The organism is Ponticoccus litoralis, from assembly GCF_039769985.1.
GTDB classification, from domain to species: domain Bacteria; phylum Pseudomonadota; class Alphaproteobacteria; order Rhodobacterales; family Rhodobacteraceae; genus Ponticoccus; species Ponticoccus litoralis.
The window spans coordinates 103,155-117,918 of record NZ_JBDNCH010000004.1; the positions used below are offsets into that span (position 1 = coordinate 103,155).

A 14,764-nucleotide genomic window follows, 5' to 3' on the forward strand; every position below is an offset into this window, starting at 1 on the left:
TTGCAAGTCTCACAGCTGCTCTACGGGGTGAAAATCAAGCACTCGGCTCTAGCGCGGTTATTGCACCAGCGATACCGTACGAGGCAGCTCAGTACGGATATCGCTCAGTTGAATGCTCGTCTGTTTGCTGCTGCTAAAGCTGCAGGTGACTCTCTCGGCATTCCGACCTACGCAACCGTCGTCATGGGCGGCAGCATCACCACAGCCCAAGTCGCGCAATCTATCTTATCCCAAGCCACGGCGCTCAATGCTGATGGCTGGTACTACGCTGTCGAGTTTGACAGCGCTGAGCGTCTTCCAACAGATGTTGAAGCGGTATTCCGTTACTGTTCGGCGGGCTTGACGCTCGCTTGCACGGGAAAGCCAGTCCTTCATGCATACGCAGGCCCATTGGCCGGGCTTGCTTTCGGTTCTGGCGCGAGAGCCGCTGCCATTGGCTTTTGGCAAAACCTTTGGGGCTTTACACGATCTCGCTTCCAGCCATCGACAGGTCAAGGTGGTGGTGGAGACGCGCCGCCTCGCTTCTTTTCTACTCCGCTTTGGGGCACAATCGTGTACCCAGATGAATTGCTCCAACTGCCACCTGCCCTGCAGAACACTATTCTGCTTCACTCGCCGTACTCGGGAGCGGTGTCAACAGTGACCGCCACTGCCTGGCAGAAGTGGGATTCCTATAGGCATATGGTTCACCAGATAATTATGTATGTCAGTCCCCTTGCTGCTTCGGCAGATGCACGGCAAGCGATGCAAACCGTCATATCAGATCTGGCGAGTGCCAATGCACTTCACAGCCAAGTTCACACTGCGGGTTTGATACTTCGCGACGGAAGCAACTCGTATCAACCTTCTTGGGCTTCGGCGGGAACGAGAATGCTGGCAGATATGTTGGGTGACTATCAGTGGCTTCAGTTGCAAGGAGGGCCTTAAATAGAGGGCGATCCTTCGAACGTGATTACGTTTGAATAGCTGGCGTTACAATCAGTGGCACCTGGCGCTTTAGCAACGTGGCAGGATAATCCAATTAGCCACCTTCTATGGCTTCCCTTCTCCCCAACCTATACCACAATACAGCAGACCTGGCTCCGGTCCGTCTAGACGCTCATAACGCACGCAAGAAAAAACGGCGATCATAGGTAGAAGTCATTTGGAGTGAATTTACTCAATCCATTGATCGCCGCTTTCGAGTTCCTTTAAATGTCGCTCGAGCGCTGCAATGATAAATCCCTCAATATCAGCCACCCGCAGTCCGTGATCCAGCGCCAAGCGGCGCACCAGTCGTTCCATCCGTGCGTCCTTGGGCCCATACAGGACCCAGTCATCCAAGAGGTGACTGTCGGGATGCGTTCTGGCAGGAAGCTCGTCTCCAGCCTGGGATCGAACAAGTGCCTGTAAACGCTGGCGCCTCGTAGCATCGTCACACATTCTCAAACCGATCCTTCCTAACACTTAAGTTGTCGTCGACTTTTGACCTGCTCATAGTGAAGACCGCGTTCTTCAGTTCGCTCTGTTCAGGCTTGGCATTCGCTCACCCTACCTCTGCACAAATAAGGTATTTTCTTGCATATTCCCAAGGATGTACGCTAAGCGCACCTTGAGAGATGTGTAATGTTCTATTCGGGAAAGAACCGTGGCCTTCATTAAAGATAATCCAAAGTTCGTTCTGCTTATCGCGGTCCTGTGCTGCATCTTAGCATCAATCTTTTTCGTGTCTCTGTACGGTTTCGGCGTTGTGGTTCTGGCGGGAGGGATTATTGCCAGCTGGGTTCTCGTGGGCTGGAAAGATAACTGGATCGCAAAGTGGTTGGCGGGAGGAGCCTTCCTCGTCGGATTGTTGGGCGCTATTGTCGAGTATCCTTACCGCCGTGAAACTGCTTCTGTTTTCAGCTTGGCCATAGAGGCCCAGACCCAGCCAGGCGCTTTCGGCTTTGACTTCGAAGATAACGAGGAACTGTTTGGAACAGTTGTCGCTTGCGGTTTGCAAGGTCACAATGATCTTGGATCGTTGACACACGACCTAGCTGCGGTGATCTATGAACCGCCGGAAGCCAGCATCATCTCCTGGATGTGGAAGCGACCTGTCGACCGGAAAAGCTGCTTGGAGCGTGCAAATGCGCTCGCTGAAAAGTCGCCCGCATTCGCTGTTAGGCTTAAGGCGATTATGGACGACTTCTCATGAGTGTATGCGTGTCGAGCTAATCGTAGGCCATCGCCCTATCACCGTTTGTGCGTCTCTCCACTCAGACGTTCCGCGCGGTCCATCATGCGTTGCATCTTGGCCCCTGTACCGGTTGAGGGGCGGGGATCTGTTGCAGCGGCTGAGGAACGGGTCGCGTCCGCTCCTGAATTCAACCTCCGGCTTGCATCGCTCTTTGCGTTCGAGAGCATTCGGTTCGGCTGCATCGGGCGGGATTGCGGCATCATTCGCCGGACACTGCCTCCAACAGTTGTGGCTGCCCAGCCTGCCTGCAAGTTGCCCGATATCATGGGCACGATGAACGGGATCGCCACGACCATCACAAGCGAAAGTATGACTACCGCCAGAAAGGGAAGCGTCGCGCCCACCTGCTTGACAGAATCCGGCGATCCGATTTGGCCGACCAGCTGGCTCACCAGGCCGAAGACCATCGAGAAGACGCCAGCCATCACGACCGGGTAAAGTGCAAAACTCGCCAGCGAAGACACCCATCTGTGGAAATAGTCCTTCGTCACCGGGAACATCGAGCAGAGGATCATGATGGGCGCGATACCTATCAGGAATGTCATCATCATCTTTGCTAGGACGAGAACAGCGCCGGTACGCCCCGCCGATTACAGCCAGAAGAGCCATGAAGAAGACTCCCATCACAGCCTTACTGACCGCTCCCATATGCGATGTGGCCGAGTTGCCGTATTCGGCGAGCCTGTCGAGCTGAAGGTCAAAACGAAGGGCGAAATACCTGGGTCCCGCGAGGTCTACCCCGATTGCCGAGCCGACCAAGCGCCCAGCCAGTTCGTCGAGGCCGTCGATGATATGACCGCTGACGAAGTTAAAATTTGCCCAATTGAACGCGAATGTGTTGATCAAAGCGATCTTGAATGACAAGACCAGCAGCTCCTTCCCGTCCATGGGGCGGATTTGCCATGCCATGTTGATAAACAAAACGATCATCGCGAGGGTCGCGGCCCCCACAACTATCGTGCCGGAGACCTCCGCGACCGCCGCGAACTGCGAGGTGGCAACTTTCTCGAGACCCTCGTCTGCGGCTGATACGATAAAGTTAACGATACCCATCACTCAGCCTCCTGGCACTGGGTGCGCAACCGATCCCGAAGGTCGGAAATGACAGGGAAATACTCTTCCGCCGACCATGTGATGTGCAGGCTGTCGGTGCCGGTCGGGGCGGCAAAACCCAGTTCCGCGTACTCGTCCTCGATGATCGCCCAGTCGGGCCATAGCGTCTCGCAATCGCAAGAACCGGCCTTCAGCGCCATCTGATGCCGCTTCAAGCTATAGAGGTCGTCCGCCGCCACCGAGCGCCATGCGTCTCGAAACGACCGGAAGGTCAGATGTTCCGGTCGTAGGCGGATCGCGCAACCGTAGCGGTCGGTCTCTGCGGGTTGGATGGAATTGCTCAACTTGATCTGGTCCGCCATCACCGGAGCGGTAGTCAAAGCCAGAAATAGGATAGCTCGATATATCATGCGGTTACTTCCGTCGTTTGTTCGGTGTTGCGTGTCGCCTGTCGCTTGTCCGGTGTCGTCTGTTGCGTGTTGACTGTCCGGTGTTGAGTGGCCACGGTCGCGTGTCGCGTGTCGCGTGTCGCGTGTCGCGTGTCGCGTGTCGCGTGTCGCGTGTCGCGTGTCCGGTGCTGCCTGTCCCCTGTTCAGTGTTGCGTGTCCGGGGGAGAGCTGGATTTGTCCCTCAATGGCGCAGGCCATGCACGTCCTCCACGATCTCGTCTGTCACCGCGTCCCGAGGCGCTTCTGCGCCTCCAGCGCGAGCGACAGGCTGTCCTTCAACTTCGACGGTGCCTGCGCGGTGTCGGGGCCATCCTGCATCCAGCCGTTCAAGGCTTCGACCAATGAGAGCTGCGACCTGAGCAAAGCGATCATGGAGCCGCGCAACCCATCCAGTTCCGTCCGCCTGTCCTGCCCGGAGGCGGTCAATTACTGCGCGGATACCCTCGAGGCTTCCGTCAACTTCTCGACGTAGCCCAGCAATTCGCGTTCGAGCGGCGTCAGACCATCCATCGCTCACTCCTTCGGGATCATCAGGCAGTCCACGGGTTTCCCTGCCAGCGAACAGCGTGTCAGTGCCGCGCGGCCGCTGCGCGGGATCAGATAGACCGCCTCCGACCGCTCGATCACCCTGAGCCCCATCGTGTTCAAGTTCGGCGTCAGCCATGTCATGACTGACCAGGTCGAAATCCCGGTGCAGATCATCAGGCAGCAGGCCACCAGCATCGGCCACATCAGAGCCTTCCATTCCGGTCGAGCTGCGTTCGCGCTCTGCCGCATGAGGTGCTTCCTCACGCGCAGCAGGTAGCCTTCCGTATCGGTCTTGATTGTAGCCAGCGCGTTTTCGGCAATGCTCTTCAAATCGGTTCTGAAGCTCTGCAACTGTGTGTCGATCGAGGCGGCGTTCTCCGCCCTGATCCGCTCCATGTCCGCGTTCAGCTTCTCGCTCAGCCGTTGCTTCGGCTCTCCAGTCTTCATGGAAAATCTCTCCTTTCAGGCGAAACCGTTCTTCGGTCTCGGGGTCTTTGACGGTGAGGTATTTTTTGCCTGCGCGCGGCACCTCGAAGCCTGCATCGGTCAGGGCGGCGACCGTTCCCGCCCGATCCTCGATCAGCCCCATGGAAATCTGGTCGGCGATCCAGGCATGGAGCTCGTCGCGCCCGGCGGCGCGGCTCGGGGCTTCCGAAACCGGCTTGACCTCGGCCACACGCTCCACGTCCATGGGGTCGGCCCAACCGTGCGTCTTGTTCATCAGGTCGCGCAGGCTGTCGAAGGCGCGTTCGTAGCCGGGTGGCGCAATATTGAGGCTGCGTCCGCTGTGCAGCTCCATGCGTGGCGTGCAAAAATGCAGCTCGACGCGATCCTCATGAGTGTGGCGCACCCAGAGGCAGGCGTAGCGGTCGGCATCGAGACCGGCGAAAGCGATCTCCTCGAAACGGTCGATCACCTCCTGCTGCTGGTCCTCGGTCGGGGCGTCCTCGCGGGCGAAGCTGACAACACCGGCGCGATAGGTCCATTTGTGCGGGCAGGCGTCGATCAGGTCGGTCATGCCTTGGGGATCGCCTCGGACGACCTCCGGCAGCGGTTCGCGCGTCACGGTCATCGGCTGGCCGGACGCGTCGCGGATCAGATCGCGATTGTCGTCATACGCAAGCACCGTGCGGGCGGTCAGGTAGTCGACCGGCCCCGCGCCTCCGCCTTTGCCGTTGGGGAAGAACTTGATCAGCATCCGGGCGGCCTCCGGTGCTGGGCTATGATCTCCGCCAACCGCCGCTCGATGCCGACCAGCGCCGCCGCCACGTGCAAGGCCTCGATCTCGCTGGTCCGGCCCGCTCGGGTTGCAGTGTTGAGCCATCGCGCGATCTGGTTGAGGTTTCCGCCATAGCGGGACACAGCCAGCACGAGCGCGGGATCGACACGGGGCGCGGGCTTGCGCCGCTTCGGAGCCGCGCCGGTTGCGAGCTGCCGAAGCATGGCGGACATGGACAGCCCGTGATCCGCAGCCGCCTGCCGGATCAGCGCCTTTTCCTCGGAGGAGCAGTAGAAGAATACGGCTTCCTGCTTTTCCGAGGGGACCGCGCCCCGCGCGGTCCGGTTGGGGTTCGAAGGGGAGGCTTGCCGCCCCTCGCAAGGCCCCGGTTCGACGGTCGAAGACCTAGAACCGGGTCGCCTTGCTCTTTGCACTTCACCAGAACTCATGACCCCACCCGACATCAAGCCGAGGCGCGAAGTGCGCGAACCAACGGACTATTCAGGGTCGCAGCTAAAGGGCGAGCACTCTTCCCGGCCTGATTGCCGTCAATCTCGCCAGTGGCTGTGAAGTCATCCGCAAAGGCCATTTTATCTTTTTTTGTATTTTTTGAATCTTCTCTTTTCTCTTGTGGCGGCAGGGTATCCCCACCCTGATCGCACCCTGCCGCCACCCTGATGGCCTCCTGCATCTGAATTCTGTCAGCTGCTCGCTGCATCTTGGCTTCCGCTTCTACGAGGCCAAGCATCACATCTTCGAACTCGCGAGCAACCGACGCGCCGTATTCACGAAACTCTTCCTCTAGAAACGGTCGCAGATTCCGAAACACGACCCCCGCAGTCGCCAGGAATGCGCGAATTTCATCGACGATCTTCGGCCCGTGCTCGCTGCCCGCTTTGAAACGCTGCGCCCGAGCGAGGCACCCCAGGACGAACTCAGCGATAGAGCGGCGACAAATGTCAGTGGTCGGCAGTTCGCCGGACAGATAACCCTGCGCCAGGTTCTGGACGCGCGAGAGATTGTCAGGACAATTTATGGACCGAAACCAACCAGAGATTCTGAGCAGTTCGACCTCTGAATCATATTCGAGCAACTGCGCATCGTTCAGTCGCTGAACCGAGACTTGCAGCTGCTCCTCTGTAATCCCTGCCTCGGATGCAAAGAGAGAGCGTGGATATCTGAACAAGCCGGAATAATCGGCCTGAGAACTCAGATGTGCGGTGAAGTAGACGTTTCTGTCTGTGCAGCTTCGAAGGCTGCGAAAAGCAGCTGAGTTAAGCAGCGAGACATTGAGCATTGCAAATTTCTTGCGCGCCATAGGGCAAACCTTTCCCGTCAACCCAATTGCGGTTGGGCTGGCGATTGCCGGAGTTCGGCATCTGTCATGGGGTTGAAATCTGGGGCGCGTTTGTCCTAGGATTGCGGTGATCACGCGAATTCGACAAGGCCCCGCCCCGTGCGGGGCTTTGTACTTTGGAGCCTATGCCGCATCACTTGGAGAGACGCGGTTCTCTTCGATGTAAGCGTTCAGATCGCGCCCGAGGTATTTCACCCGCCGACCGAACTTAACCCATGCCGGGCCCACCCGCCGGTGACGCCACTGCGCCCGTTTCGCGCGAGGGGCGATAAGATCAAGCTCTTTGTCACCATCATCGTAGACACGTTCGTTCTCAAAAATCTCCATTGTTCCGACATCGCCTTTCTTCGGTTGCGTTCGACTGCATCCATATTGACCAGCCTGCCGAAAACGTCCTAGCGCAATCGAAAATGCAACATCTTTCTACTTGAAAACAATGACTTGCATTCTTTTCTGTTTGATAGGTTTGGTATGCGTTGCCATGTTCAGGAGATCGCGGAACAGATACGGGAACTGAACAATGTGCGAATGGTCGAAACCAGGAACACGCGCCGCGAGTCGTTGCGCTTGAGCGTAGTCCAGATACACATATGCCAGCACCGGCTCGTAGAGCGCCCATAGCTTCTGTAGTGATCGAGGACTTCGCCCTAGGTAGTTCCGTGCGACTTCGATCCCTTTCGTATCGAGCACGCTCTTATATTCTTGCTGGGCAAACCCCTGTGCGTCAGCATATGCCGTTCCCTTGGATGACCCATGAATGACGATCCGGCGCAGCACATCTCCTAGGCGCATGACGTCCTGGCACATTTCATCCTGACCCAAGGCGCATTGTTTCACTGCATATCGAACAGCGCCTTCAAGCAACAATGGATCAGAGCCAGGGGTTGGCCACAGTGCGTCCCGCCTACCGGTCTTCAGGTACTGATCGCGAGCTCGAATCTCCAGCAGCCCGGTATGCAGTTTCAAGAAGTCGGCTTTCGTCTTTGTCGCGATGAGAAGGGCTCGTATGGCGAGCCACGCGGCGTCAAATTCAGAAATGAACGTTAGGTGGGAAATCCTTGCCGCGACGTGTTCTATTTCAGCTACCACAGTTCAACCTCCACATTGCGAACAAGCAAAAAGGTTCCAATCGCGCATCAGTTCACGCCTTCTGGAAAGAAGATCAGATCGCGCATAGGCCCGCTCCACTTCCGAACCCACCTTGTGACCCAAGCTCAATTCCGCCACCTCGCGCGGATGGTTCCCCACCTCGGAAGCCCAATCCCGAAATGCTGATCTGAACCCGTGAACGGTCACACCCTCGATCTCCATGCGGCGCAACAGCATCAGCATCGACATGTTCGACAGCGGCGTGTGCCGACGCTGGCCTTCAAAGACACATTGGGAGCGAAGGGCTTGCAGTGGTTCGATAATCCCCAGCATCTGATCCGTAAGCGGAACGCGGTGCACGGCCCCGGTTTTGGTGCGCTCTTCGGGGATCGTCCAAATCAGGTCATCTAAATCAAACTCCCCCAGACAGCCCTCAGAACCTCGCTGGTTCGGCATCCAGTCAAGCATGTGAGCATCAGCGCCTTGGCCGCCATCCCGCTTTGCTGTGAGAGCTGCGCGTAGAATGCGGGCACGTCTTGCCAGCGCATCGCATTGTGGTGCTTCACCTTGGCCTTCACGCGCGGCAGCACGCGCGCGTCAATAACGACCGTCACAGGGTTTTCGCCCTCGCGGTAGCCGCGCGACCGCGCCACATCGAGGACCGCCTTCATCCGCTGCGCTACCCTACGCGCTGTTTCGTGTTTCTCGGTCCAGATTGGGGACAGCACCTGCAGAACTTCAGGCTGGTCGATCTCCGATACGGGCAAACGTCCGATTTTGGGGAAGGCGTAATCGGCGAGTGTGTTGATCCACTGCTGGCCGTGCTTTGGGTTCTTCCAGGTCGGCAGGCGTTCGATATGGACCTGCCGTGCGACCTCCTCGAAGCACGGCACCTCCTTGTCGCGGTGGTGCTTCGGGTTCAGGCCCTGCTTGGCGAGGCGTCGGTATTCAAGCGCTCGTTCGCGGGCGACCGTCAGGGTGATGATGTCCGCGCCGCCTAGACCGAAGTCCGTTCGGTTAGGCTTTCCCTGGCGATTGCGTTGCCCCTTCACTGTGACACGGACGATCCATCGGCGAGCGCCGGATGGGTCTACGACGAGGTATAGGCCATTGCCGTCACCGTGCCGTCCTTGGCCGAGGGTGCGGACGAGATTCTTGGTCAGTTTGCCGGAGGTGTAGGCCATCGGACGTACCACCTTTCATACCACGGAACGAACAGAACCGAGCGCAATCGAAGTGAAACGAACGCAACCAACGAACGAGAATAAGCGCTTAAGTCCATAGACTTATACGCTATAAAGCGCCCCAAGGCCATTCAATGAAAATGGTAGGTGGCGGAGACGAAGGGATTCGAACCCTCGAGACCCTTTCGGGCCTACTCCCTTAGCAGGGGAGCGCCTTCGACCACTCGGCCACGTCTCCGCTGACCCGTTTAGTGGGGCATGGTCCGAGAAACAAGGCGAAAATGGCGCCTGCGGTCCCGTTCAATTCACATGCGTGATGCCGCATGCGATTTCGGGTGTCGCGACGCAATCCCCCTAGTATCTGGCGATGCTCTGTGACCGGCCACAATGCCTTGGGCAGCCGGGCCGGGGGCATCGAGGGACAGTTTAGGGCTTGCGCTGTTGCGCCACCTGCCTTGGGGTGGCAGGTGCAGCCTGCGCCGGCAGCCGTGCCCGGCCGTTGCCGGGCGGGGGTGGGGTGCACCCCGAAGGGGCCGCGCCGCAGAACTTCGCCCGCCGGGTCATGGGCTTCGCTGCGGGCAGCCGGTTCGACGCGAAGATGCAATGTCCGCATCCTCGGGAAGGTATTGCATGGCCCGTGGCGCCGACCGCCCGGGCGCTGCGCTTCGGGCTCGCGCCGCTGCTCCGAATCGTTCCTTTGCGCTCGGTGTGCCGGTCACAAAGGCCCCGGGTTCAGCGCGTCCGGGACCGGGGACGCATGCCCTGATTTGCGCGAGGGAGCCTCATCGCTCTGTTTTCGCCTACGGGTGACAGGGCGCGAAGCGGCAAGGCGCGCGCGGGTCATGACATGGTCAGGCGGGGCGCCGGGGCAGGGGCCGAGCGGGGCATGTTCGTTGCGTTCAGGCCCCGCCGGTTGCGGATCGGGCGGCCCGAGCGAGCCGCATCGCCTGGTGACGCGCCGGGCGCCGGATCAGACGCCGGAGGCGCCCTTGCCGGTTTGTCCCGGGGTCCGCGTCAGCCAACCCAGATCGGCATTGCCGCCGGATACCACCGCGACGACCGTTTTCCCGGCCAGCGCCGGGGCATCCTGGACCGCGGCGGCCACGGCCACGGCGCCGCCGGGCTCGGCGACGATCTTCAGGTCGTCCATCAGGATCCGAATGGCGGCCAAGACCTCTGCTTCGGTGACGGCGCGGCCACCGGACAGGAGTCTTCGATTGATCGGAAAGGTCAGCTCGCCGGGGATCTGCGTCACGATGGAATCGCAGATCGAGGCATGCCCGGTTTCATTTCCGACCCGCTTGCCCGCCTGCAGGGACCGCTGCGTGTCCTCGAAGTTGACGGGTTCGGCGGCGTAGATGGCCGTCTTCGGCAGGCGGGTTTCCAAAGCCGTTGCCAGCCCGGCGATCAGCCCGCCCCCGCCAACCGGGCAGTACACCGCGTCGGCCCCCAGCCCGGCCGCGTCCAACTGATCGGCGATTTCCAGCCCGACGGTGCCTTGCCCGGCCATGACGGCGTAATCGTCATAGGGCGGGGCAAGAACGGCTCCGGTCTGTTCCGCCAGATCGCGTGCGATCTTGGCACGGTCCCCGGTGTGGCGGTTGTAGGTGATCACCTCGGCGCCCAGGGCCGCGGTATTGCGCAGCTTGGTGGCCGGAGCGTCCTCGGGCATGATGATGGTCGCCTTGACGCCCATGGCCGAGGCCGCCGCCGCGACCCCCTGCGCGTGGTTTCCCGATGAAAAGGCGACCACGCCGCATTGACGCTCTTCCGCGCTCAGCGAGGCTATTTTCGTGTAGGCCCCCCGGATCTTGAAAGAGCCGGTCACCTGAAGGCACTCTGGCTTCACCAGCAGGCGGAACCCCAGGCGGTTGTTCAGCAGTTCCGATTCAAGCAATGGCGTCACGCGGACCACACCCTTCAGCGTGGCGGCGGCGGCTTGGATCGTTTCAAAGGTCAACATGGTCAGCTTCCGATCTGAAGGGTGGCGGATCGATTGCGCAGCAGCGCCACAACGCTTTGCGGCGTGATGCGCCCGGTCCCGGGGTTCTCTTCCGTCGGGCGGTTCTGGATCGTCATGGTAAAGTCGGAACTGTCAGAAGTGATGTGAACCCTGTGCATATTGCGGGTCAGGGTCGGATCGGCCCAGACCTGCATCCGGGTGCGATCCGGGCCAAGCCCGGCAAGACTGAGCGCCGCCGCGACGTTCACATTGGCCGGGAACGCTTTCGCCACCTCGCTCACCGAGCCTTCGATGATCTGCATCGGCTCGGTCAATCCGGTCAGGTCGAGCCCGGCCTTGGCAAGATACGGGGCGTTTTGCAGCCCGGCGACCGGTTTGCGGGTTTCGATGACGACGCTGTCGATCCGGCCCACGGCAACCGCCTTCAGCGCGTCCAGCCCCAGCATGGCGCCCGAGGGCACGACAATCCGCGCCCCGGTCTTCTTGGCCAGATCGATCAGATCGCCGCGCTGGAGCAGCTGGCTGCAGGACATGACCACAAGCGTCTTGCCGGCCTTCAGAACCGGTTCGGCGAGATCGGCGAACAGGGAGGGCGGCAGGGCTTCCAGCACCCAGTCGCAGCGGTCCGCCATCTCGTCGAAGGTCAGAAAGGGCTGTGGCCGCGTCAAGTCCGCATTCAACGGTGCCAGCCGGTCCGGGTGGCTGGCGGACAGGCCGCACAGCTCGAAACCGGGCACGCTGCCGCTGTCGATCGCGCGGGCGACCCGCGCGCCGATCGCTCCGATGCCCGCGATTCCGATGGTTTGAGTGGTGATCATCTCGTTCCTTGCATGGTTGGACCTGCGCCGGGACCGGAAAGGCTGCCGCGCCGGTGTCAATTCATCTGGGGCTGCCCTGGTCAGTGAAAGCGGCGAAGGCAGTCGGCAAAGGCGTCGACCTCCGCGTCGCTGTCCGCAAAGGACAGGACGATCCGCACGCCCGACCGTTCCCCGAACGACCAGGGTCGCAGGGGAAGCCTTCGGCCCTCAGGTGCTCGGCAAGGGCGGGTGGCAGAACCGCGAAGACCTCGTTGATGTGGACGGGATGCATCAGCCTGACGGCGTCACAGGCGCCCAATGCCCGCGCGACCCGCGTGGCATGGCCATTGGCGCGCGCAGCGTTCCTGCGCCAGAGATCGCCCTCGAGATAGCTTAGCAATTGCGCCGACATGTATCGCATCTTTGACGACAGGTGCCCGGCACGCTTGTGCATGACGCGCAGGACCCGCGCGATTTCGGGGTCGAAGGTGATGACCGCCTCGGCATTCATGGTGCCGTTCTTGGTGGTGCCGAAGGTCAGAAGATCCACGCCGGCCTTCCAGGTCATCTCTGCCGGTGTCGCGCCCAGATGGACCAGCGCATTGGCAAAGCGCGCGCCGTCCATATGGACCTTCAGGCCCGCCTGCCGGGCGATGGCCGACAGCCCTGCCAGCTCGTCCAGCGTGTAGGTCACGCCGGTTTCGGTCGCCTGCGTCAGGCAAAGCGCGCTTGCGTGCATGTGGTGAACATTGCCGATCCCGTGGGCGTCAAGCGCGGCGCGCAGGGCATCGGCGGTAATCTTGTTGTCGGCGCCATCGATCAGGGTGATCCGGCCACCGCCCGAATAGAACTCTGGCGCGCCGCCTTCCGTCGTGACGATATGAGCCTGCGCGTGGCTGAACATCGTGCCGTAGGGCGGAGTCACCGCACCCAGCGCCAGCCCGTTGCCGGCGGTGCCGGTCGGGACCGGAAAGACGAAGCACCTTTTCTCGAAGAAATCCGAATAGGCGCTGTCGAGCCCCTGCGACCAGCGGTCGGAGCCATAGGCCGTCTCGACACCGTGGTTGCATCGCACAAGCGCGTCCATCACCTGATCGCAGACGGGCGCGCCATTGTCGGAATTGAATTTATAGATCGCCATGTCGGACCATTTCGCTGTGAACTTCCTGCGGATTGTCTGAGCGCCGCGGCGCTTCACGGTCGGGTGCCCCCACCGGGGAGGGGATGAGGTGTGGGGGCACCCGCAAGGGCGCCGGACTGAACCGGCGCCCTGTCTACAGATCGACCTTCGGGCGCGGGATCGCGAAGGCGTCGTTGCGTTCCAGCGCATGGGCCGCGCGCAGGACGGTGCTTTCCTCGAAGTAGCGCCCGACCAGTTGCAGCGCGATCGGCAGACCTGCCGAATGCATGGCGCAGGGCATCGTCAGCGCGGGATGGCCCGACATGTTGAAGAAGGTCGTGAAGCGGGTGATCGCGTTGCCCACGGCTTCGTCCACGCCGTCGCGGGTTGTCTTGACCGTGCCCAGAGGCTGCGCGATTTCCGGCGTCGCGGGGGTCAGCATCAGGTCGACCTCGTCGAACAGGGCGTTGGTCCTTTGCCGGTAGACTTCGACAAACCGCTTGGCGCGCACGTAATGCTCGGCCAGCAGCGTCTGGCCGAGGGCAAGACCGGCGCGGAAATCCGTGCCGTACAGCGCGCCACGCTCTTGCAGATATGCCGAATGTGCGCTCAGCGCTTCCGGCATCTGCACGGTCAGCGACACGGCGCGGCTGTGTTCCATGTCCGGGAACCGGACGGCAACCAGCTTGGCACCCTGCGCGACCAGATAGGATTTGACCGCGTCCATGGCGGCGAGGATCTCGGGGTCGGTCCGGTCGTAGTAGAAGTTCTCGGGAATGCCGACGCGCAGGCCGCTGATGTCCCGGTCAAGCGCGGCGGCATAGTCTTCGACCGGGATGTTCTGCGCGCCGGGATCGCGGGGGTCATAGCCCGCGACAATGCCCGAGGAAATCGGCGCAGTCCGCGACGTCGCGGGTCATCAGGCCGACGTGGTCCAGCGTCCAGCAATAGGGCACGACGCCGGTGGTCGGCACCCGGCCAATCGTCGGCTTCAGGCCGACCAGCCCGTTCAGCGCGGCAGGCGCGCGGACCGATCCGCCGGTGTCCGTGCCAAGCGATGCCGGCACAAGCCCGAAGGCGACCGCGGCGGCAGAGCCGCTTGACGATCCACCCGCAAGCCGTGTCGTGTCATAGGCGTTGACGCAGGTGCCATAGACCTCGTTCTCGCCGGTCGCGCCGTAGGCGAATTCATGCAGGTTGGTCTTGCCCATGCTGACGGCACCGGCCTGCCGCATCTGTGCGACGGCGAAGGCATCCTCTGTCGCGATGCGGTCGTGGAACACGCGGGATCCGGCAGAGGTCAGAACACCCGCGACGTCGAAGAGGTCTTTCGAGGCATAGGGCACACCGGCAAAGGCGCTTGCGGTCAGGTCGTCAGCCGTCAGGCGCGCGGCCTCGTCCCGCGCCTGATCGGCGGTCACGGTGATGAAGGCTTTCGACCGTTCGTTATGCGTGGCGATCCGGTCGGCGAAGACATCCACCAGTTCTCCGGGTGTGATCTCTCCGGCGGTCAGTCTGCGTTTCAAACCGCGTACGGTGTCAAAGGCGATCTCGGTCGACATCGTTTATCTCTTCTGCACGGTCAAGGCGGGGGGAGTGGTTTCAAGGTCGATCCTGCGCAGCACGTCGAGCTCGTTCAGCAGGTCCTGGAACCCGGTGATGATGCCAAGCTGCGGGTCGACGAGTTCGTTGATCTCGGCGTCGGTCCAGTCGTGAGACGCCATCTGCGTGCAGATGCCCGTCAGGGTATCCTTGGTCAGTTTCTTCATGGGAAAGCTCATGCTCTT

Annotated in this window: 18 protein-coding genes, 1 tRNA gene and 1 pseudogene; 2 read left to right on the plus strand and 18 right to left on the minus strand. The window is 61.0% G+C overall.

The genetic code is table 11. The features are described from left to right. Nucleotides 1–108 precede the first annotated feature (108 nt). Nucleotides 109–927 (plus strand): hypothetical protein, encoded by an 819-nt coding sequence (locus ABFB10_RS21110; protein ID WP_347168212.1) that lies wholly within the window; start codon nt 109–111, stop codon nt 925–927. 228 nt (nt 928–1,155) lie between these two features. Here ABFB10_RS21110 and ABFB10_RS21115 read toward each other — a convergent pair whose 3' ends face one another. After that, nucleotides 1,156–1,284, minus strand: coding sequence for a hypothetical protein (locus ABFB10_RS21115; protein ID WP_347168213.1), 129 nt, complete (start codon nt 1,282–1,284; stop codon nt 1,156–1,158). A 343-nt stretch (nt 1,285–1,627) separates the two neighbouring features. On the opposite strand from ABFB10_RS21115, the gene ABFB10_RS21120 reads away from it, so the two are divergent. Continuing rightward, nucleotides 1,628–2,176: a hypothetical protein gene (locus ABFB10_RS21120; RefSeq protein WP_347168214.1), complete on the plus strand. Its 549-nt coding sequence runs from the start codon at nt 1,628–1,630 to the stop codon at nt 2,174–2,176. 38 nt (nt 2,177–2,214) lie between these two features. On the opposite strand, the gene ABFB10_RS24345 is transcribed toward ABFB10_RS21120, so the two are convergent. From ABFB10_RS24345 to ABFB10_RS21200, 17 genes and pseudogenes are all read right to left on the minus strand, one after another. Next, the gene (locus ABFB10_RS24345; RefSeq protein ID WP_430523072.1) at nt 2,215–2,769 is read right to left on the minus strand and encodes a type IV secretion system protein; all 555 of its coding nucleotides are present in this window, start codon (nt 2,767–2,769) and stop codon (nt 2,215–2,217) included. 49 nt (nt 2,770–2,818) lie between these two features. Further along, nucleotides 2,819–3,271, minus strand: a pseudogene (locus ABFB10_RS24350) (type IV secretion system protein); the annotation flags it as partial. Then, nucleotides 3,271–3,615: a hypothetical protein gene (locus ABFB10_RS21130; protein ID WP_347168216.1), complete on the minus strand. Its 345-nt coding sequence runs from the start codon at nt 3,613–3,615 to the stop codon at nt 3,271–3,273. The gene ABFB10_RS21130 and the pseudogene ABFB10_RS24350, both read right to left, overlap by 1 nt. 286 nt (nt 3,616–3,901) lie before the next feature. Next, complete coding sequence (locus tag ABFB10_RS21135; protein ID WP_347168217.1) at nt 3,902–5,446, minus strand: relaxase family protein; 1,545 nt, start codon at nt 5,444–5,446, stop codon at nt 3,902–3,904. Further along, nucleotides 5,440–5,931 carry a plasmid mobilization protein gene (locus ABFB10_RS24355; protein WP_430523061.1) on the minus strand — a complete coding sequence of 164 codons (492 nt, stop codon included), beginning with the start codon at nt 5,929–5,931 and terminating at the stop codon, nt 5,440–5,442. The genes ABFB10_RS21135 and ABFB10_RS24355 overlap by 7 nt, the downstream gene beginning before the upstream one ends. After that, the gene (locus ABFB10_RS21145; RefSeq protein ID WP_347168219.1) at nt 5,931–6,785 is read right to left on the minus strand and encodes a hypothetical protein; all 855 of its coding nucleotides are present in this window, start codon (nt 6,783–6,785) and stop codon (nt 5,931–5,933) included. Before ABFB10_RS21145 ends, ABFB10_RS24355 begins: the two co-directional genes overlap by 1 nt. 162 nt (nt 6,786–6,947) lie before the next feature. Next, the gene (locus ABFB10_RS21150) at nt 6,948–7,151 is read right to left on the minus strand and encodes a MerR family transcriptional regulator (RefSeq protein WP_347168220.1); all 204 of its coding nucleotides are present in this window, start codon (nt 7,149–7,151) and stop codon (nt 6,948–6,950) included. A gap of 96 nt (nt 7,152–7,247) precedes the next feature. Beyond that, a complete protein-coding gene (locus tag ABFB10_RS21155; protein WP_347168221.1) occupies nt 7,248–7,913 on the minus strand; it encodes a hypothetical protein in 666 nt (221 codons plus the stop codon). Nucleotides 7,914–7,916: 3 nt separating this feature from the next. Next, nucleotides 7,917–8,381, minus strand: coding sequence for a tyrosine-type recombinase/integrase (locus ABFB10_RS21160; RefSeq protein WP_347168222.1), 465 nt, complete (start codon nt 8,379–8,381; stop codon nt 7,917–7,919). Beyond that, nucleotides 8,321–9,097, minus strand: coding sequence for a tyrosine-type recombinase/integrase (locus ABFB10_RS21165; RefSeq protein WP_347168223.1), 777 nt, complete (start codon nt 9,095–9,097; stop codon nt 8,321–8,323). Before ABFB10_RS21165 ends, ABFB10_RS21160 begins: the two co-directional genes overlap by 61 nt. Before the next feature lie 148 nt (nt 9,098–9,245). Next, nucleotides 9,246–9,335, minus strand: a tRNA-Ser gene (locus tag ABFB10_RS21170). A gap of 732 nt (nt 9,336–10,067) precedes the next feature. Then, nucleotides 10,068–11,060, minus strand: coding sequence for a threonine ammonia-lyase (locus tag ABFB10_RS21175; RefSeq protein ID WP_347168224.1), 993 nt, complete (start codon nt 11,058–11,060; stop codon nt 10,068–10,070). Nucleotides 11,061–11,062: 2 nt separating this feature from the next. Further along, nucleotides 11,063–11,878, minus strand: a complete 816-nt coding sequence (locus tag ABFB10_RS21180; protein WP_347168225.1) for an aspartate dehydrogenase — start codon at nt 11,876–11,878, stop codon at nt 11,063–11,065. 61 nt (nt 11,879–11,939) lie between these two features. After that, entirely contained in the window at nt 11,940–12,998 is a 1,059-nt protein-coding gene (locus tag ABFB10_RS21185; protein ID WP_347168226.1) for a threonine aldolase family protein, read from the minus strand. Nucleotides 12,999–13,131: 133 nt separating this feature from the next. Beyond that, the gene (locus tag ABFB10_RS21190) at nt 13,132–13,869 is read right to left on the minus strand and encodes an amidase (RefSeq protein WP_347168609.1); all 738 of its coding nucleotides are present in this window, start codon (nt 13,867–13,869) and stop codon (nt 13,132–13,134) included. Further along, entirely contained in the window at nt 13,841–14,539 is a 699-nt protein-coding gene (locus ABFB10_RS21195) for an amidase (protein ID WP_347168227.1), read from the minus strand. The genes ABFB10_RS21190 and ABFB10_RS21195 overlap by 29 nt, the downstream gene beginning before the upstream one ends. Nucleotides 14,540–14,542: 3 nt before the next feature. After that, nucleotides 14,543–14,746, minus strand: coding sequence for a hypothetical protein (locus ABFB10_RS21200; protein ID WP_347168228.1), 204 nt, complete (start codon nt 14,744–14,746; stop codon nt 14,543–14,545). Between the last annotated feature and the right edge of the window lie 18 nt (nt 14,747–14,764).